Source organism: Pseudomonas sp. R11F (genome assembly GCF_050312575.1).
GTDB lineage: Bacteria > Pseudomonadota > Gammaproteobacteria > Pseudomonadales > Pseudomonadaceae > Aquipseudomonas > Aquipseudomonas palleroniana.
On the sequence record NZ_JBNPJU010000016.1, the window covers coordinates 1 to 16,776 of the forward strand.

Below are 16,776 nucleotides of genomic sequence, written 5' to 3' on the forward strand. Positions count from 1 at the left end.
GTATTTCAGGAGGACCGAGGTGCCTGGGTTTGGGGCGGCTGCGCCACCCAGCGCGGGGCAAGCCCGCTCACTACAGAGTTTGGTCGCGGCAGGTTCTCTTGACTGAGTAGCATTAGGGAGGGGGCAGCCCCCTCCCACACTGGAACCTTGTTGCCGCTTAGCGCACACCGTCCTGGCGCAGGGCCGCTGGGGTGAAGTCGCTGGTGGTGGCGGTGAAGCCGAAGTCATACGCCTGCTTCTCTTCGTTTTTCATGCCCAGCGCCAGGTAGCGGCCGGACTGCAGGTCGTAGAGGGTTTCCAGGGCGTACCACGGCACTTGCTTGTCGTAGTAGTTCTCGGCATGGGCTTCGGCGACACGCCACAGCTGACCACGGCCGTCATAGTGGTCGATCACGGCGGCTTGCCAGGTATCTTCGTCGATGAAGAAGTCACGCTTGGCGTAGATATGGCGCTGGCCTTCCTTCAAGGTGGCAACCACATGCCAGACGCGGCGCAGCTCGTAGCGTGCCAGGTCCTGGTTGATGTGACCGGCCTTGATGATGTCGGCGTATTTGAGCTTGGGATCGTCGACCTTGTAGCTGTTGGAGGCAATGTAGAGTTCTTTCTTGCCTTCCAGTTTCCAGTCGTAGCGGTCCGGCGCGCCGTTGTACATGTCGAGGTTGTCGGAAGTGCGCAGGCCATCGGCGGCAGTGCCCGGCCCGTCATAGGACACTTGCGGCGCCCGACGCACGCGACGCTGACCCGCATTGTAGACCCACGCCGAACGCGGTTCCTTCACCTGGTCCAGGGTTTCGTGCACCAGCAGCACGCCACCGGCCAGACGCGCCGGCGCGGTCACTTGCTGCTTGAAGTAGAACAGCACGTTGCCTGGGTTTTTCGGATCAAAGTCTTTCATCTTGTCGCGGAACACGAACTGATCGCGGAAATACACCAGGCTGTACGAACCGTTGGTTTGCGGCGTGGCCTGGGTTACCAGGCGGGTCACGCTGCCGCCCCGATAGCGGGTAATGTGGTTCCAGATGACTTCCACGCCGCTTTTTGGAATCGGGAACGGCACCGCGGTTTCGAAGTTCTCCAAACCGTTGCCGCCGGAAACCAGGTTGGTGTGCGTGGCATTCTTCTTGATGGCTGCAAACACATCCGCCGGCACGGTCGCGCCGCGATGGGTCGGGTACACCGGCATCTTGAAGGTGTCCGGGTAGCGCTTGAACATCGCGTACTGCCCGGGTGCCAGCTTGTCTTTGTACTGTTCAACGTTGGCTGCGGTGATGGTGAACTGCGGTTGTTCGTTGGCGTAGGGGTTGGCCAGGAAACCACGCGCATCCACGGCACCGGCATTGGTGGGCAGCGGCGACCATTTCGGAATGGTGCCCGCCGCGTTACCAGCCATTTCAGCGCCCATCGGGGTCAGGCTCGTGCCCAGCTTGGCGGCTTCATCCGCCGATACCGCCGCCATGACATTGCTCGCCAGGATCGACAGCCCCAGCACACCCACGTGCAACAGACTTTTTGTTATTTGCATATTCTGGTCTTCCTGAAAATACAGTGTGCTTAGAAGTTGGCGCCGACGCTCAGGGCGATGAAGTCGCGGTCATCCACCGTGCTGAACTTGCCACCAAAGAAGTTGGTGTAGGCCAGGCTGGCGGTATAAGTATTTTGGTACTCGGCATCCAGGCCCAGGCTGACAGCCTTGCGACCTTCTTCGAAGTTACCGCCGGGGCCGGGTGAATACCCCTTGACGTCATGCGACCAAGCCACGTTTGGCTTGAGGTTGACGCCCGCGAACACGTCCGGGTACTCCCAGATGGCTCGGGCGCGGTAGCCCCAGGACGTGGCTGTGGTGTAGCCATCATTGTTGCAGTTGGTGTTCAGGCCAGCGGCATTGGGCAGGCCCGCCCCCGTCGCGGTGGAATTGTTGAGCGCATTGCAGAAGCCACCCGGCAAGCTGCCAGGGCCGAAGACCGGATCGCGGCCATAGCGGGCTTGTGATTTGCTTTCCAGCCCCCCGACATGGGTCACCCCGATCTCACCGACGGTGGTCAGGCGGCTTGCGCCCATGACTTGGTCGAAGAAGTGCGTGAAGGTGGTCTGGAACTGCGTCACTTCCTTACGGTTGTAGCCATGCAGGTCCTGGCCCGGCGTACCTTTGAGCACGGAGGCGTTGCCAAAGCCAGGGATCGGCGTGACACCGGCGTACAGGATATCGGTGGTGCTCAATTGTACGGGAGCGTTTGGACGGTAGCTCAGTTCACCACTCCAGGCCGTGCCTGTCGGCAACGTGGTCGAGAAGCTCAAACCGTACAGGCGGATATCTTCCGGGTACTCGACGAAGTAGTTGGAACTGCCGGCCACGATCAACGGACGCAAGGCAGCCAGAGGCCCCAGAGGGCGGGTGTAAGCCGATGAAGGAGCACCTTGTGCACTGAAGATCGGCGCGCGGCTGTGGTAATTCATGAAGTACGCGCCGAACTCGGTATCCAGCGGCTCGAAGTTGTAGTGCATGGCCACGCCGAATTGGCCGCTGTCACGGGCATCCCGGTCCGGACCGCGACGTACCAGTACGCCTTCGTTGTTGACGTCCACACCCAGGGCATTGAGCGTCGGCAACGCAGCGCCCGGGATGGTCGAACGCTTGTTGAGGACACGCAGGTTGTTGTCACAGCCATCGGAAATCACGTCGGGCTGGGAGAAGAACGTGCCGCAGTTATCGGTCACCGTCTGGTCCCACTCCAGCTGATAAAACGCCTCAGCCGACAAGTTATCCGTCAATGATTGCGACACATAAAACATGTTGACCGGAATCAAGCCTTCCTTGATCTCGGCGCCCGGACGACGGAATGCGGACACGTCGATCGGGTTGATGGAGTTGATGCCGCCGCCGATGAAGGTACTTTCACCCCAGCTCACCACCTGTTTGCCGAAACGCACGTTGCCCGGCAAATCGGCGATGTTGTAGTTGTGGTAAATGAATGCATCGAGGATCTGCCCGCCGGAGGACTTGGCGCCCTCCTTGCGGTTGTTGTCGCTGATGTCCTTGAACGGACGGCTTTCGTCCTTGAGTTCGAAGTCGTACCAGTACTTGCCGCGCACAAACACGCCGGTGTCGCCGTATTTCAGTTCCAGGTCGTGGATGCCCTTGAAGATCTTCGAGAACGTTTCGCCGCGCTTGAAGTTCAAGTGGCCGTCATCAGAGGTCTGGGACAACCCCTTGCCGCCGTTGTTGGCACCGATCAGGTCTCGGTTAGGCTTGGCTGTCGACCAGCTCGCCCCCACGGAAAGCGACGAGTCAAAGCTCCCTTCGACTTCACCGATATTGAAACTGACGCCGAATGCGGGCCCGGCGAGCGTAGAAGCGAGACTGACGGCCAGAGGTAATCTCGCCCGGCGCCAGAACTGGTTTACTGAGGTCATCGACGCTACTCCATGTGCATTATTGTTATGGCAGTGAGTTCTTTCCTACAGATGCATGTAACGGCCGGGATACAACGATCCCAATGCCGCACGGCACCCGAGCCCCCATGGCCCGAAGCGGAGCATCCGTGAATAACTCTGGAAGGGACTATAGCCAGCAGGGGGGGAGCGCTTGATCCCTCTAAAGTGTGATTTGCATCACCAACCCGTCTGCCACAACCCTTTCGCCACACCGACGAAGATCGGCGTGGCAAGGATGGCTGAAAATCGATAAATCACAAGTGAAGGCTTGAGATAGAGCATTGCCGCGCCCGAGCGGGCGCGGCGAAGGGCGTCACAGGGTCGACAGGAACGTACTGTTGTTGGCCTGCCATTCGATGATGTCGATACGGATACGTTTTTTGTCGAGTTTTCCTACGCTGGTCTTGGGAATTTCAGTAACAACCGCGATTTGGCTTGGAATGGCCCACTTGCTCAAGTGGCCCAGTTCGACAAAAGGCTTGAGATGCTCCTTGAGCTCACGCGCACCTATCACATGGCCATCACGCACGACCAGCAACGCAAACGGTCGCTCGCCCCACTGCGGGTCGGCGATGCCTACCACTGCTACTTCACGTACCGCCGGGTGACGACTGACCAGGTCTTCAAGCGCCAGGGAGGAGATCCATTCGCCCCCCGTCTTGATCACGTCCTTGATGCGATCGCGGATATCAATCACCCCGAAGGCGTCCAGGGTCGCCACGTCACCGGTGTGCATCCAGCCGCCGGCCCACAGCTCGGCGCCCTTCTGCGGCTCATTGAAATAGCCTTCGCTGAGCCAAGGGGCGCGCAACACCAGCTCGCCCTGGGATTCGCCATCGGCGGGCAGGAAATTGCCGTCATCATCGATAATCGCCGCTTCCACCAACGGCCCGGGCACGCCGGCCTTGATGCGGTAGGTGGTGCGCTCGTCTTCACTGCCGGCCATCAGTTCTTCATTGAGGTGAGCACAGGACACCAGCGGCCCGGTCTCGGACATGCCGTACGCGGCGGTCAGTTGAATGCCCCGCGCCTTGGAGGCGTCATACAACGAGCGATTCAGCGCACTGCCGCCGATGACGATTTTCCAACCGCCGAAATCCACGCCCTGGGCGGCCTTGGCGTTGAGCACCATTTGCAGGATGGTCGGCACGCAGTGCGAGAAGGTGACTTTTTCCTTGCGCCACAGCTCCACCAGGTATTCCGGGTCGTAGCGGCCGGGATAGACCTGTTTGAGCCCCAGCATGGTGGCTACATAGGGCAGGCCCCAGGCGTGTACATGGAACATCGGCGTGATCGGCATGTACACATCGTTGGTGCCCAGCAGGCGCACGCTGTCGACGCTGCCCATGATGGTTGCCACACCCATGGTGTGCAGCACCAGTTGGCGATGAGTGAAGTACACACCTTTGGGGTTGCCGGTGGTGCCAGTGGTGTAGAAGGTGGTCGCGACCGAGTTTTCGTCGAAGTCCTGGAAGTCGTACTTCGGGCTGGCGGCCGCCAGCAGGCTTTCATACTCGCCCACCAGGTTCGGCAGCTCGGCGGTTTGGGCGTCACCATCGGTGAGCAGCAGGGTCTTGTCGACGGTGGTGAGGTGCCCGGCGATCGCCTGGTAAAGCCCCACGAACTCGCTGTTGACCAACACAAAGCGGTCTTCGGCGTGGTTCATGGTGTAGAGGATCTGCTCCGGCGACAGGCGCACGTTAATGGTGTGGATCACCGCACCGATCATCGGGATAGCGAACATGCACTCCAGGTACCGGTGGCTGTCCCAATCCATGACCGCCACGGTGTCACCGGCCTTGACGCCGGCTTCGGTCAATACGTTGGCCAGCCGCGCGACCCGTTCGATCAAGGTCGGGTAGGTATAACGCAGCTTGTCACGGTAGATGATTTCCCGGGTTTTCTCGTAACGGGTGCCGGACATCAACAGGCGTTTGATCAACAGCGGGTACTGGTACGCACCTTCGGCGGGCGGGATGACACGGGTCTGCAACATACTAATCCCTTATCTGACTGCACGGTCTTGGCTTGAAGACCTGCACTTTAGAGAGCTTATGTGTCAGCTAAATCAGCCAAAGGAATGATTTGCAGACCCCGGCGAATGCTAGCTTTAAGCCAGCATCCGGCCACTGAAAAACTCATTTCATGCTGGTAAAGGCCAACTTCACACCGATAGCGATCAGTACCGCACCCATGGTGCGGTCGAACCAGTGGCCCATCCGCGCAAACCCGGCACGCACGCGCTGCTGGCTGAACAACATCGCCACCAGGCAGAACCACAGCGCCGTCGCCACCGCCAGGTACACGCCGTAACCCGCTTGAATGGCCAGCGGCGTCTGCGGGTTGATCACCACAGTGAACAAGGAGAGGAAAAACAGGGTGGCCTTGGGGTTCAAGCCATTGGTCACGAAACCTGCGGTAAATGCGCCACGTGGGGTGCGCTCGCCAGCTTCGCGGTGCAACTCGCCTTCGGCGGCAGGCTTGGCCGGCTGCGCACGCAATGCCTTGAAACCGATGTACAGCAGATACGCGGCGGCGGCCCATTTCAGCGCATTGAACAGCACGATGGACTGCGACACGATCAAGCCGATGCCAAGCAACGAGTAACCCACGTGCAGGAAAATCGCCGAACCGACGCCCAGCGCCGTCCACGTCCCGGCGCGGCGGCCATGGGTCACACTTTCACGCACGACCACGGCGAAATCCGGGCCGGGGCTGGCCACTGCCAACAGGTGAATCAGCGCTACGGTCAAAAACTCGGCGACGTACATGCTTACTCCATTAAGTAACTGATTATTTCATCTGATAGGCTCGGCAGATTACGCCTTCGAACCTCGTCACAAAAGGTACAGTTGAGATGAACAATCGCCGCGCCGTCTTCCTTGATCACTCCTCTCTGGACTTGGGCGACCTCGACCTCGACGAGTTGCGCAACAGCTTCAGCGAGCTGCAGCTGTTTACGGATACCACGCCACAGAATGTGCTTGAGCGCGTGCAAAACGCCCAGGTGGTGATCAGCAACAAGATCGTGCTCAACGCCGAAACCCTGGCGGCCTGCCCTGAACTGGAACTGATCCTGGTATCGGCCACCGGCACCAACAACGTCGACCTCGCCGCCGCCCGCGCCCATGGCATTACCGTAAGCAACTGCCAGGGCTACGGCACACCGTCGGTGGCGCAGCACACGATCATGTTGCTGCTCAACCTGGCGACACGCTTGAAGGACTATCAACGCGATGTGGCGGCCGGCAAATGGCAGCAAGCCAAGCAGTTCTGCCTGCTGGACTACCCCATCGTCGAGCTGGAAGGCAAAACCCTCGGCCTGCTCGGCCATGGCGAACTGGGCGGCGCCGTGGCACGCCTGGCGCAAGCCTTCGGCATGCGCGTGGTGCTCGGCGCGATTCCCGGACGCCCTGCCCGCGCCGACCGCGTGCCGCTGGATGAATTGCTCGCACAGGTCGACGCGCTGACCTTGCACTGCCCGCTCAACGAACACACCCGCGACTTTATCGGCGCCCGCGAACTGGCATTGCTCAAGCCCGGCGCCTTTATCGTCAATACCGCGCGCGGTGGCTTGATCAATGAACAGGCGCTGGCAGACGCGCTGCGCAGCGGCCACCTGGGCGGCGCAGCCACCGATGTGCTGAGTGTCGAGCCGCCGGTGCAGGGTAACCCGCTGCTGGCAGGCGACATTCCTCGGTTGATCGTCACGCCCCACAATGCCTGGGGCAGCCGCGAAGCTCGACAGCGGATCGTCGGCCAATTGGTGGAAAACGCCCAAGGCTTTTTCAACGGCGCCCCGTTGCGCGTCGTCAGTTGATAAACTGCGCCCCTTTTCAAGGAGCAGACCATGGATCCGCGCAGTGAAGTACTGCTTCGTCAGGCCGAACTTTTTCAAGGCAACCTGCTGCTGGTCGGCTTGCCCGCCGACGACCTGCTGGGCCGCCTGCCCAACGCCCACGGTTGGTGCTGGCATGCCGGCGACCAGGCCGCGCTCGATGCACGCTTCCCCGACCGCAGCCAGTTCGGTGTGAACGTGCCCGAGCGCTCGTTCGACGCGGCAGTGATCTTCCTGCCCAAGTCCAAGGACCTCACCGACTACCTGCTCAACGCCGTGGCCGCACGCCTGCCCGGCGCCGAGCTGTTTCTGGTCGGGGAGAAAAAAGGCGGTATCGAAAGTGCCGCCAAACAGATGATCCCCTTCGGCAAACCGCGCAAGCTCGATAGCGCGCGGCATTGCCAACTGTGGCAGGTCACCGTGGCCAATGCCCCGCAAGCGGTCGAGCTGGAAAGCCTGGCGCAGGTGTTCGACGTGCCGTTGGCCGAAGGGCCGCTCAAGGTCGTAAGCCTGCCGGGCGTGTTCAGCCATGGGCGCCTGGATCGCGGCACCGAGCTGTTGCTGGAGCATCTGGACAAGCTGCCTGGCGGTCACTTGCTCGACTTTGGTTGCGGCGCCGGTGTGCTGGGGGCGGCCGTCAAGCGGCGCTACCCGCACAACAGCGTCACGTTGCTCGACGTGGACGCATTTGCCGCTGCCAGCAGTCGCCTGACATTGGCTGCCAATGGCCTGGAAGCCGAGGTATTGACCGGTGATGGTATCGACGCCGCACCGATGGGTTTGAACGCAATCCTGAGCAACCCACCGTTCCATGTCGGGGTGCATACCGATTATTTTGCCACCGAGAACCTGCTGCGAAAAGCTGCGAAACACCTGGCAAAAGGTGGCGAACTCCGGCTAGTCGCCAACAGCTTCCTGAAGTATCAACCGCTGATCGAAGAGCATCTTGGGGTCTGTGCGATCAAGGCCGAAGGCAACGGCTTTCGCATTTACCGTGCCAAGCGCGGCTGACGGGCGTTTGAAAAAGAACGCTTGCCGAATGGATTTTGCCTAGGCAGAATCCGCTCCGTCCTAGGGGAGTAGTCTCCCACGAGCGCCACGCTCGTCCGGCATACGTCAACATACTTGGTCAGCAGGCCATGGCGTATGCGACCCAGGAGTCCGCACAGACGGACCGGGGTTTGACAAGACCTATGACACGCACACCTTACCCGGGGCGGGAAGGCTGTACGTGTCATAGCCGTGTCGACCCGCCCCTGGAAGCCTACCTGATGCTGGATTCATTACTCGTTCCTACCGCAATCGTTGCCTTGGCCGAAATCGGCGACAAGACGCAACTGCTCGCGCTCATCCTCGCCGCACGCTTTCGCAAGCCCTGGCCGATCATCGCCGGTATCGTCGCCGCGACCTTGGCCAACCATGCGGCCGCCGGTGCCGTGGGGGCCTGGTTCGGTAGTTTCTTCTCGGATGCGGTGCTGCACTGGATCCTGGCGGCGAGCTTCTGCGCCACGGCACTGTGGACGTTGGTGCCGGACAAGCTCGACGATGACGAAGCCAGTACCACACGCAAGTTCGGGCCATTCCTGACCACGTTGATCGCATTCTTCCTCGCCGAAATCGGCGACAAGACGCAGATCGCCACGGTGATGCTGGCGGCGCAGTATCCGGAGTTGTGGCTGGTGATCATCGGCACCACCCTGGGCATGCTGATTGCCAACGTGCCGGTCGTATTGGCGGGGAATTTTGCAGCCGAGAAGTTGCCGCTGACCTTGATTCGTCGACTGGCGGCTTCGGCGTTTTTCATCCTGGCGATCGTGGCGGTGTACAAGGCCATGCAAAGCAGCGGTTGGATCTAAGGCTGTAAACCCCAACCCATTGTGGGAGGGGGCTTGCTCCCGATAGCAGTATTTCAGTCGGTATATATGTTGACTGATTCACCGCCATCGGGAGCAAGCCCCCTCCCACACTTGGATCTTCACAAGGTTCGGAGTATCAGGATTTCCGGGCCTGTTGGTAGAGCGGCATCACCTTCGGAATGGCCGCCTGCAGCGAGGCGATCCGGCTGTCGGACGCCGGGTGAGTACTCATGAACTCCGGTGGCGCGCCCTCTGAAGCCTTGGCCATCTTGTTCCACAGCGTGATGGCGGCGTTCGGGTTGTAACCGGCACGTGCCGAAAGCTCCAGGCCGATCAGGTCCGCTTCGTTTTCGTTGGCGCGGCTGTTAGGCAAGGTCATGCCGTAGTTGGCAACCGTGTCGGCCAGTGCCAGGCTGTCCTGGCCCAGGCCAAACAACGCACCGGCGCCCTGCTTGGCCATCTGGATGCCATACGCCTTGGACATGGCTTCGCGGCCGTGTTCACGCAAGGCGTGGGCAATCTCATGGCCCATTACGGCAGCCAGCTCGTCATCGGTGAGCTTGAGATTGTCGATCAACGCGCTGTACACGAAGATCTTGCCGCCAGGCCCGCAGTTGGCGTTCATCTCATCGCTCTTGATCAGGTTCACTTCCCACTGCCACTGCGCCGCATCCGGGCGGAAGTTCGGCGCCTGGGCGATCAAGCGGTTGGCGATGGCCTGCACGCGCTTGGCGTTGGTGCTGGTTTTGTCGACCAACCCCTTACCGCTCGCCTCACCCAACGTCTGCTGGTAAGACTGGGCATACATCTGGTCGACTTCCTGACTCGACAGCATGCTGAACATGTACTGCTTACGCTCCACACCCACGGCGCCACCACTGGTGGTGTTGACCGACTGGCAACCTGCGAGCAACACCGCTGAACTGAGTAGACTTACCGCCAATGTTTTCTTCATGACACTCTCCCTGAAAATCTGGCGCATATCGTAGGCGGTCATTTATATCGACGCCAGATACAACAGACGTTTAACCGCTGATTTTCGGATACATCTCACAACGCCAGCCATCATCGCATTAGCGACACCCCCCACTCATTTGCAGGACAAGCCTTAAGACTCCCTCCGGCATGGCCGATATAACAATAAGCCCAACCTCTCTGCGCCCGGAGCCTTCATGAAATTCAAGTCGATTCAGTTTTCTGTCGCGGCACTCACCGGCGCCATCGTGCTGAGCGTGGTCGCCGTGCTGGTGCTCTACGCCTTGTTTTCCGGTGCGCGCACCCAGGAGATGGTGCAGACACGCACCCAAACCCAATTCGAGCAAATCATCAAGGAGCGCCTCACCGCGCTGGCACAGACCCAGGCCACACTGATCCAGCGTGAACTGGAGGCGCCACTAGTGACCGCCAAAGGTTTGGCCACCACCAACGCCCTGCTCGGCATGAAGGACGCCAAGGGCGAACCCGCGCTGCAGATCGGCCGCGAGCAATTGATCAGCCTGCTACATGAAACGGTGGTGCGTAACCCGAAAATCCTCGGCGCCTACATCGGCTGGGAACCCAATGCAATCGACCATAACGATGCCAATTATGTAAACAGCCCGATCGTCGGCATGGGCACCGACGGCCGCTTTCTACCCTGGTGGTACCGCAACGCAGACGGCAGCCTGGGCCTGGACAAACTCGCCGACGTCAACGACCAGAGCATTCTCTCCACCGGCATACGCGCCAGCGAGTACTACTTGTGCTCCAAGGAAAGCCAGAAACCCTGCGCCATCGACCCTGCCCCCTATAAGGTCGGCAATGCCATGGTGATGCTGGCGTCGTTCATCGAGCCGATCATGATCGACGGCAAGTTCCAGGGCATCGTCGGTGCCGACCTGTCGGTGAACTTTATCCAGGACATGCTGACCCGCGCCGACCAGAACCTCTACGACGGCGCCGGCGAATTGGCGTTGATCTCCAACAATGGACGCCTGGTGGCCTACACCAAGGACTCAAGCAAACTCGGCGAGAAAGCCAGTGACCTGCTCGACAGCAGTGAGCTGTCCAATCTTGGCCAATTGAAGGTTGGCGAAGTGCGCTACGTTATCGACAAGGAACACGGGCATATCGAGTTGCTCCTGCCGTTCAATATCGGCCAGACCGACGCGCGCTGGACCTTGATGCTGCAACTGCCCCTGAGCGCCGTGATGGCGGATTCGAACGCGCTGCAAAGTGACCTGCAGGCCCAGCGCAAGGCGGACATCTTCGGCATGGCCATGGTCGGCCTGGTGATCGCCGGCCTCGGCCTGCTGGTGATCTGGCTGGTCGGCCACGGTATCGCCCGTCCACTCAAACAAATGGTGGCCATGCTCAATGATATCGCCCAGGGCGAAGGCGACCTCACACGCCGCCTGAGCAGTGACCGCGCCGACGAGTTGGGCGCGATCGCCAGCGGCTTCAATACCTTCCTGATCAAGCTGCAAGGCATGATTACGCAAGTGGTGAGCTCGGTGCAGAAGGTCAGCGACTCGTCGGAACACACCGCTGACATTGCGATCCGCACCAACCAGGGCGTGCACAAACAAATGGTCGAGATCGACCAGGTGGCAACCGCCGTGCACGAGATGACCGCCACCGCACAGGATGTGGCGCGCAACGCTACCCAGGCCGCGCAAGCCGCCAGCCATGCCGACCAGGCGGCCAGCCAGGGGATGCGCATTGTGCGCGATACCTCTTCCTCCATTGGTGCGCTCGCAGAGGAAATCGGCAAAGCCGTGGGCGTGGTCCAGACCCTGGCCAAGGACAGCGAGAACATCAATGCGATCCTCACGGCGATTCGCGGGATTGCCGAGCAGACCAACCTGCTCGCGCTCAACGCGGCCATCGAAGCGGCCCGGGCCGGCGAACAAGGCCGTGGTTTTGCCGTGGTCGCCGATGAGGTGCGCAACCTGGCGCAGAAAACCCAGAAGGCCACCGAAGAAATCCAGGCCATGATCCAGCAGTTGCAACAAGGTACCCGCGATGTGGTACGGGTGATGGAAGACAGCCAGAACCGCACCGATGAAAGCGTGCAACACGCAGCCAAGGCGGCTGAGGCGCTTGAGACCATCACCCAGGCGGTGTCGGTGATCAACGACATGAACACCCAGATCGCCAGTGCTGCCGAGGAACAGAGCGCGGTGGCCGAGGACATCAATCGCAATGTGATCAATATTGGCCAGGTGGCCAATGAAGTCGCGGGCGGTGCGGATGAGTCCAGCACGGCCAGCGCCGACCTGACCAAACTGGCTGAACAGCAGCGGCGCCTGATCAATCAGTTCAAGGTTTGAGATTTGCGGCGACTTTGAGGCCGCATCGGGAGCAAGCCCCCTCCCACATTTGAATGTATCCACAAATCAAACTGTGGGAGGGGGCTTGCTCTCGATAAGGCCGGTCAATCCCACCACTAGGCCGGGGTCAGGCACTCCGGCCCGTTGAGCTTGGGATCGTTGACCATATTGGCCAGGACCCGCTCGCGCAATGCGGCGGGCTCACTGGCCAGCAGGGCCTGCAGGGCAGGCAGGGAGGTTTCGGGATTGAGCCAGGCCTCCTGCCCCTGCGCGTCCAGAATCAACGGACGCCGCTGGTTTTGTGCAGCCTGGGTCACCACCGCCGTACTCAGCCAGACCTGCTCCTGCACCGGGTACGCCTCCCAGATGGCGGCAAAAAACAACGTGGACCCCTCCCCCGGCGTCAGCCAATACGGGCGCTTGCGCTGGGTGCCTCGCCATTCATAGAACCCGTTGGCCGGCATCAGGCAGCGACGCTGGCGAAAGGCTTCGCGAAACATCGGTTGTTCGGCCAGGGTCTCGGCGCGCGCGTGGGCCGGGGTGCGCGACAGATCGGTCAGCCAGGGTGGCGTGAGGCCCCAGCGCGCACGCGCCAGCGTGCGCTGACCCTCACTCAGGCGCTGGATCAGCACCGAGTCATTGGGGGAGATATTCCACTGGGCCTGCTGATCCGCCGGGAAGCCCGGCAGGGCAGCAAACGATGAGTTCCAGCGAAACAAGGCATAACGTCCACACATGGGGTAACACGACTCTTGGGTAAACCGACCGACAGCCTAACAGACCAGCACGTCGGGGAAGCTGTCGGGTTCTTCACCGGGCAGGGGTTGGGCGCCGATGTAGGCAGTAATCAGCTCACGGGCATAGGCGGCCTGATCGTTGTCCACTTCCAGGCCCAGCAGTCCGAAAATCGGCAGTTCCCCCGTACCGCCGAGCAAATGGCGCCCCACCAGATGCGCCTCGATACCTTCGCTGGCAAGCATCTGTTGCAGCAGCTCGCCTTCCATCAGGTTTTCCGGTTCGTAGATTCGCTGCATGCGCGTACCTGTTATTCATGACCTGCCGGTTATTCGTTCTCGCTGCGGGTGTCCAGCATCCACTCGTCACCGTGCACCTGCAGGGTGAAAATGACCGGCCGGCAACACACTTGGCAGTCCTCTATATAAGTCTGGTCACAGCCAGACAGGTCCACCGTTGTCTCGACCTCTTCGCCACAATAAGGACATTCGTACAGTGCGGTTTCCAGCATCGCGGTCTCCCAGGTGACTTGTGCGTATAATCGCCGGTCTATTTACAGGGCTATTCACGGCAGAGCCAATATTGCGGCCGCACCCTGATGTTTCCTTCTACTTACCCTAGCCGTTTCTAACAAGAGAGCATGATGGGCGAATTCGATACCATCCGACCTTACAACGACAGCGAAGTCCCGGCAGTGCTGGCACGCCTGTTCAGTGACAAGGCCTTTCTGGACATCCTGACCCACTTCCGCTTCCCGCGCTTTGCCGGCGCCCTGGGCTGGTTGCTCAAGCCGATGATCGCGCGCAAATTGCGCCGCGAGTTTGCCGGCGTCACCACCGTGGCGACGCTGCAGGACAAAGTCGAGTATTACGTCGACCATACCATCGACCGGGCGACCGACGGCGTGACCTATACCGGCGTCGAGCAACTCAAATCGGGCACCGCCTACCTGTTCCTGGCCAACCACCGCGATATCGTGATGGACCCGGCCTTCGTCAACTACGCCGTGTACCACGCCGGCCTGCCGACACCCCGCATCGCCATTGGCGACAACCTGCTGCAAAAGCCGTTTGTCAGCGACCTGATGCGCCTGAACAAGAGCTTCATCGTGCACCGCTCGATCACAGGGCGAAAGGAGAAGATGGCGGCGTTCAACCTGCTGTCGGCCTACATCAATCATTCGATCCGCAACGACGGCCAGTCGATCTGGATCGCTCAGGCCGAAGGTCGCGCCAAGGATGGGGATGATCGCACCGAGTCGGCGATCCTCAAGATGTTCCACGTCAGCCGCAAGGACGAACCGTTTGCCGAGGTCATCCAGTCGCTGAACCTGACGCCGGTGTCCATCAGCTACGAATACGACCCCTGCGATGCGGCCAAGGCCCGTGAGCTGTATATCCGTGCCACAACCGGCACCTACAGCAAGGCCCCAGGCGAGGATGATGTGAGCATTGCCTTGGGCATCACCGGCTACAAGGGCCGTGTGCACGTCAACTTCGCGCCGCCGATCACCGAACGTTTTGAAGACACCAAGCTGCTCGCCGTGGAAATGGACCGGCAGATCCTGGGTGGGTATCGACTGTTCCCGGTACACTACCTGGCTTATGCACAGTGGAGTGATGCCGACCCTCAACTGCAGGTGCCGAAGGCAGCAGACCTGTTCCCGGCCGACGAACTGGCCAAGGCCAAAGCGGAATGGGAGCGGCGCTTGAACGAATGCCCGGCCGAGCACCGCCCGTACCTGGTGGTGCAATATGCAACACCGGTGCGCAATCAGTACCGGGTCAAGGCCGGAATGCCTCTGTAACCGCCGATGACACCTGTGGGAGGGGGCTTGCCCTCTCCCACAGATGTTTTTGCAGTGCTTTTTTTACAGATGGGTGCTGAGCCAGGAGGTGGCCAGCGCCAGCCCAAGGCAGGCAAACCCGACACGATAGGCCAGGCGATACGCCCGTTCGGTGTGTACATCCAGAAACAGCATCGGTTGGTCAACGGCGCGCTCTTCGCTTCGCGCGGTAAGATCGGCCATCGCACGCTGTGATCGCAGGCGGGTTATGAATAGCAGCGCGGCGCCCGGGCAGGCAACCAGTAGCGCGGCAGTATTGATGAGCAGTGCGGGCAGTGCCATCGCAAACCTCGATGTATCAGTGGCCTGGTATCAGCTCAGATACAAACCTGAACGATAGTCGCCTCCTGCGCCTTCCTGCTCCCTCCCCCATAGCGCTAATGTATCCAGTAATTTACAGCGTCACCTGAACGTCACCTTAACAAGCCACTCTGTTGCCCTTCGACGTTTGAGGAGCTTGTCATGCTGCACGCGCAAAACCAGGATCGACTGTATTGGGTCGCACAAAGCGACGAGCAAGAGGCGCTGGTCGGCAGCCTGGCATTCAACGTCCAAGACCGCCATTGGCTGGTGTATTGCGCCCTCGCCGGGCATCAGCATGCCGACCTGCCGGAGCTGGATCTGCTCACAGGTGTCAGTGTGCTGGAGCTTTATGTCGAAACGGCGGCATGAACATCACAGGCATAAAAAAACCGGGCTCATCACTGAGCCCGGTTTTTTATTGAGCGGTGTTTACTGCGAGCCGAGCAACTGGCCGATGCTTGGGTCTTTGAACAGACGGGTCAGGGCGTCGCTGAGCACGTCGCTGACCAGCTTGGTATTGGTTTCCTGGTTCGGCGACATGCCGAAACGCTGGTCCAGGGACGCGCCGTAACGGCCACTGTAGCGACGGGTGCCGGCAACGACGTCGGACTTGAACGTCGCGCCGATGGACGCTTCAGTCACATACAAGCCTTGTTTAGGCGACTGGTACTTCAGCTCGGCCAAGGTAATGGTCAGTTGAGGTGCGCCCGGCGAGTTGGCCGGCGTGAAACCCAGCAGGCGTACAGCCGCTTCGGCCTGGGCTTGCAGCTTGGGCAGCACATCCTGGCCGGTTACCGAAATAAGCGCGGTCTCAGGGTACAGCCCCCCGCGAGAGCCCAGGGTAGGCGACGGACGACCATCCACCACGCGTACCGACACCGGCTGGCCATGCCCCACAGGTGCCAACTGCGCAGTGACTTTAGGTTGCGGGCTGAGTTGTTGCGGGCTGTTGGCGCAGCCAACCAGCGTCAAACTGGTCACAGTGATCAAACCGAACAACAGGCGTTGCAACATACTCATTTCTCCAGAACTAGAGGCAAACAGGTCGCCAGTATAACGGTGCAGGCGCGCCGCTCACCAGCCATCCTGAACGGCAGCTGAAGGCACGCGGAAATTACAATTTCACATAATTTGGTCACTCCAGTGTCATGGCACACTGGCAACCTTCGAGCATGTAACGTAACAGGTACAAAACCATGCGCCTTCTCAAATCACTGTTCATGCCACGCGCCGACCATCGCCACTTTGCCCGACTCGATGCCCGTGGCTATTGCCTGGCATTCAAGCAGTGCCGCTTGCCGCCCGTCGGTGAGGGTTGGGTGGAGGTGACGGAGACTCACCTGGGGTGGATGAACCGCCCGTTGCCGGCCAGCGCCCGGGTGCGCCCGCTGTCTGCGCATGCACAACCACCGCAAGCGTTGGCCTCCTGACCGAGGCGCTAATAAAAGTCATAAA

The 16,776-nt window shown here is 60.5% G+C and carries 17 protein-coding genes, 1 pseudogene and 1 riboswitch; of the genes and pseudogenes, 8 read left to right on the top strand and 10 right to left on the bottom strand.

The features are described 5' to 3' along the window. Positions 1–157: 157 nt before the first annotated feature. The 4 genes from ACQRBV_RS04385 to ACQRBV_RS04400 form a co-directional block, all read right to left on the bottom strand. Positions 158–1,522 (bottom strand): DUF1329 domain-containing protein, encoded by a 1,365-nt coding sequence (locus ACQRBV_RS04385; RefSeq protein WP_060754978.1) that lies wholly within the window; start codon positions 1,520–1,522, stop codon positions 158–160. 29 nt (positions 1,523–1,551) lie between these two features. After that, positions 1,552–3,411, bottom strand: a complete 1,860-nt coding sequence (locus ACQRBV_RS04390; protein ID WP_060754977.1) for a DUF1302 domain-containing protein — start codon at positions 3,409–3,411, stop codon at positions 1,552–1,554. A gap of 334 nt (positions 3,412–3,745) precedes the next feature. After that, complete coding sequence (locus ACQRBV_RS04395; RefSeq protein ID WP_104995533.1) at positions 3,746–5,428, bottom strand: fatty acid--CoA ligase; 1,683 nt, start codon at positions 5,426–5,428, stop codon at positions 3,746–3,748. Positions 5,429–5,570: 142 nt separating this feature from the next. Beyond that, positions 5,571–6,203, bottom strand: coding sequence for a LysE family translocator (locus tag ACQRBV_RS04400; protein ID WP_060754975.1), 633 nt, complete (start codon positions 6,201–6,203; stop codon positions 5,571–5,573). 86 nt (positions 6,204–6,289) lie between these two features. Between ACQRBV_RS04400 and ACQRBV_RS04405 the strand changes: the two genes are divergently transcribed. The 3 genes from ACQRBV_RS04405 (at position 6,290) to ACQRBV_RS04415 (ending at position 9,126) form a co-directional block, all read left to right on the top strand. Continuing rightward, positions 6,290–7,252, top strand: a complete 963-nt coding sequence (locus ACQRBV_RS04405; protein ID WP_411985277.1) for a 2-hydroxyacid dehydrogenase — start codon at positions 6,290–6,292, stop codon at positions 7,250–7,252. 30 nt (positions 7,253–7,282) lie between these two features. Beyond that, on the top strand, positions 7,283–8,281 hold the full coding sequence (locus tag ACQRBV_RS04410) for a methyltransferase (RefSeq protein ID WP_411985276.1): 999 nt from the start codon (positions 7,283–7,285) through the stop codon (positions 8,279–8,281). Positions 8,282–8,331: 50 nt separating this feature from the next. Beyond that, a riboswitch (yybP-ykoY riboswitch) is annotated at positions 8,332–8,453 on the top strand. Positions 8,454–8,541: 88 nt separating this feature from the next. Then, the gene (locus tag ACQRBV_RS04415; protein WP_016978300.1) at positions 8,542–9,126 is read left to right on the top strand and encodes a TMEM165/GDT1 family protein; all 585 of its coding nucleotides are present in this window, start codon (positions 8,542–8,544) and stop codon (positions 9,124–9,126) included. Between the two features lie 136 nt (positions 9,127–9,262). On the opposite strand, the gene ACQRBV_RS04420 is transcribed toward ACQRBV_RS04415, so the two are convergent. Beyond that, entirely contained in the window at positions 9,263–10,081 is an 819-nt protein-coding gene (locus tag ACQRBV_RS04420) for a M48 family metallopeptidase (RefSeq protein WP_060754981.1), read from the bottom strand. 1,303 nt (positions 10,082–11,384) lie between these two features. On the opposite strand from ACQRBV_RS04420, the pseudogene ACQRBV_RS04425 reads away from it, so the two are divergent. Then, positions 11,385–11,579, top strand: a pseudogene (locus tag ACQRBV_RS04425) (HAMP domain-containing protein); the annotation flags it as partial. Between the two features lie 114 nt (positions 11,580–11,693). Then, entirely contained in the window at positions 11,694–12,437 is a 744-nt protein-coding gene (locus ACQRBV_RS04430; RefSeq protein ID WP_372241662.1) for a methyl-accepting chemotaxis protein, read from the top strand. A gap of 116 nt (positions 12,438–12,553) precedes the next feature. Here the strand turns inward: ACQRBV_RS04430 and ACQRBV_RS04435 are convergent, their stop codons facing one another. Genes ACQRBV_RS04435 through ACQRBV_RS04445 form a run of 3 tightly spaced genes read right to left on the bottom strand, consistent with a single transcriptional unit; the run spans position 12,554 to position 13,683 of the window. After that, positions 12,554–13,174, bottom strand: coding sequence for an SOS response-associated peptidase (locus ACQRBV_RS04435; protein WP_411985275.1), 621 nt, complete (start codon positions 13,172–13,174; stop codon positions 12,554–12,556). Positions 13,175–13,210: 36 nt separating this feature from the next. Then, on the bottom strand, positions 13,211–13,471 hold the full coding sequence (locus ACQRBV_RS04440; RefSeq protein ID WP_060754970.1) for a putative signal transducing protein: 261 nt from the start codon (positions 13,469–13,471) through the stop codon (positions 13,211–13,213). 29 nt (positions 13,472–13,500) lie between these two features. Next, entirely contained in the window at positions 13,501–13,683 is a 183-nt protein-coding gene (locus ACQRBV_RS04445) for a CPXCG motif-containing cysteine-rich protein (protein ID WP_411985274.1), read from the bottom strand. A 132-nt stretch (positions 13,684–13,815) separates the two neighbouring features. Between ACQRBV_RS04445 and ACQRBV_RS04450 the strand changes: the two genes are divergently transcribed. After that, positions 13,816–14,979 carry a 1-acyl-sn-glycerol-3-phosphate acyltransferase gene (locus tag ACQRBV_RS04450; protein WP_174554023.1) on the top strand — a complete coding sequence of 388 codons (1,164 nt, stop codon included), beginning with the start codon at positions 13,816–13,818 and terminating at the stop codon, positions 14,977–14,979. A gap of 63 nt (positions 14,980–15,042) precedes the next feature. Here the strand turns inward: ACQRBV_RS04450 and ACQRBV_RS04455 are convergent, their stop codons facing one another. Then, on the bottom strand, positions 15,043–15,300 hold the full coding sequence (locus ACQRBV_RS04455; protein ID WP_060754967.1) for a hypothetical protein: 258 nt from the start codon (positions 15,298–15,300) through the stop codon (positions 15,043–15,045). A gap of 180 nt (positions 15,301–15,480) precedes the next feature. On the opposite strand from ACQRBV_RS04455, the gene ACQRBV_RS04460 reads away from it, so the two are divergent. Then, positions 15,481–15,690, top strand: a complete 210-nt coding sequence (locus ACQRBV_RS04460) for a hypothetical protein (protein WP_060754966.1) — start codon at positions 15,481–15,483, stop codon at positions 15,688–15,690. A gap of 60 nt (positions 15,691–15,750) precedes the next feature. Here the strand turns inward: ACQRBV_RS04460 and ACQRBV_RS04465 are convergent, their stop codons facing one another. Further along, on the bottom strand, positions 15,751–16,335 hold the full coding sequence (locus ACQRBV_RS04465) for a YajG family lipoprotein (protein WP_060754965.1): 585 nt from the start codon (positions 16,333–16,335) through the stop codon (positions 15,751–15,753). A 182-nt stretch (positions 16,336–16,517) separates the two neighbouring features. Between ACQRBV_RS04465 and ACQRBV_RS04470 the strand changes: the two genes are divergently transcribed. Next, a complete protein-coding gene (locus ACQRBV_RS04470; protein WP_060754964.1) occupies positions 16,518–16,751 on the top strand; it encodes a hypothetical protein in 234 nt (77 codons plus the stop codon). The last annotated feature ends 25 nt before the right edge of the window (positions 16,752–16,776 follow it).

What these genes read in the sequence shown, in the direction of transcription:
- ACQRBV_RS04390 (WP_060754977.1), bottom strand. Translation starts at nt 3,411, where the DNA reads ATGACCTCAGTAAACCAGTTCTGGCGCCGGGCGAGATTACCTCTGGCC.
- ACQRBV_RS04415 (WP_016978300.1), top strand. Translation starts at nt 8,542, where the DNA reads ATGCTGGATTCATTACTCGTTCCTACCGCAATCGTTGCCTTGGCCGAA.
- ACQRBV_RS04470 (WP_060754964.1), top strand. Translation starts at nt 16,518, where the DNA reads ATGCGCCTTCTCAAATCACTGTTCATGCCACGCGCCGACCATCGCCAC.
- ACQRBV_RS04460 (WP_060754966.1), top strand. Translation starts at nt 15,481, where the DNA reads ATGCTGCACGCGCAAAACCAGGATCGACTGTATTGGGTCGCACAAAGC.
- ACQRBV_RS04450 (WP_174554023.1), top strand. Translation starts at nt 13,816, where the DNA reads ATGGGCGAATTCGATACCATCCGACCTTACAACGACAGCGAAGTCCCG.
- ACQRBV_RS04445 (WP_411985274.1), bottom strand. Translation starts at nt 13,683, where the DNA reads ATGCTGGAAACCGCACTGTACGAATGTCCTTATTGTGGCGAAGAGGTC.
- ACQRBV_RS04430 (WP_372241662.1), top strand. Translation starts at nt 11,694, where the DNA reads ATGGTCGAGATCGACCAGGTGGCAACCGCCGTGCACGAGATGACCGCC.
- ACQRBV_RS04385 (WP_060754978.1), bottom strand. Translation starts at nt 1,522, where the DNA reads ATGCAAATAACAAAAAGTCTGTTGCACGTGGGTGTGCTGGGGCTGTCG.
- ACQRBV_RS04395 (WP_104995533.1), bottom strand. Translation starts at nt 5,428, where the DNA reads ATGTTGCAGACCCGTGTCATCCCGCCCGCCGAAGGTGCGTACCAGTAC.
- ACQRBV_RS04400 (WP_060754975.1), bottom strand. Translation starts at nt 6,203, where the DNA reads ATGTACGTCGCCGAGTTTTTGACCGTAGCGCTGATTCACCTGTTGGCA.
- ACQRBV_RS04405 (WP_411985277.1), top strand. Translation starts at nt 6,290, where the DNA reads ATGAACAATCGCCGCGCCGTCTTCCTTGATCACTCCTCTCTGGACTTG.
- ACQRBV_RS04410 (WP_411985276.1), top strand. Translation starts at nt 7,283, where the DNA reads ATGGATCCGCGCAGTGAAGTACTGCTTCGTCAGGCCGAACTTTTTCAA.
- ACQRBV_RS04435 (WP_411985275.1), bottom strand. Translation starts at nt 13,174, where the DNA reads ATGTGTGGACGTTATGCCTTGTTTCGCTGGAACTCATCGTTTGCTGCC.
- ACQRBV_RS04440 (WP_060754970.1), bottom strand. Translation starts at nt 13,471, where the DNA reads ATGCAGCGAATCTACGAACCGGAAAACCTGATGGAAGGCGAGCTGCTG.
- ACQRBV_RS04420 (WP_060754981.1), bottom strand. Translation starts at nt 10,081, where the DNA reads ATGAAGAAAACATTGGCGGTAAGTCTACTCAGTTCAGCGGTGTTGCTC.
- ACQRBV_RS04465 (WP_060754965.1), bottom strand. Translation starts at nt 16,335, where the DNA reads ATGTTGCAACGCCTGTTGTTCGGTTTGATCACTGTGACCAGTTTGACG.
- ACQRBV_RS04455 (WP_060754967.1), bottom strand. Translation starts at nt 15,300, where the DNA reads ATGGCACTGCCCGCACTGCTCATCAATACTGCCGCGCTACTGGTTGCC.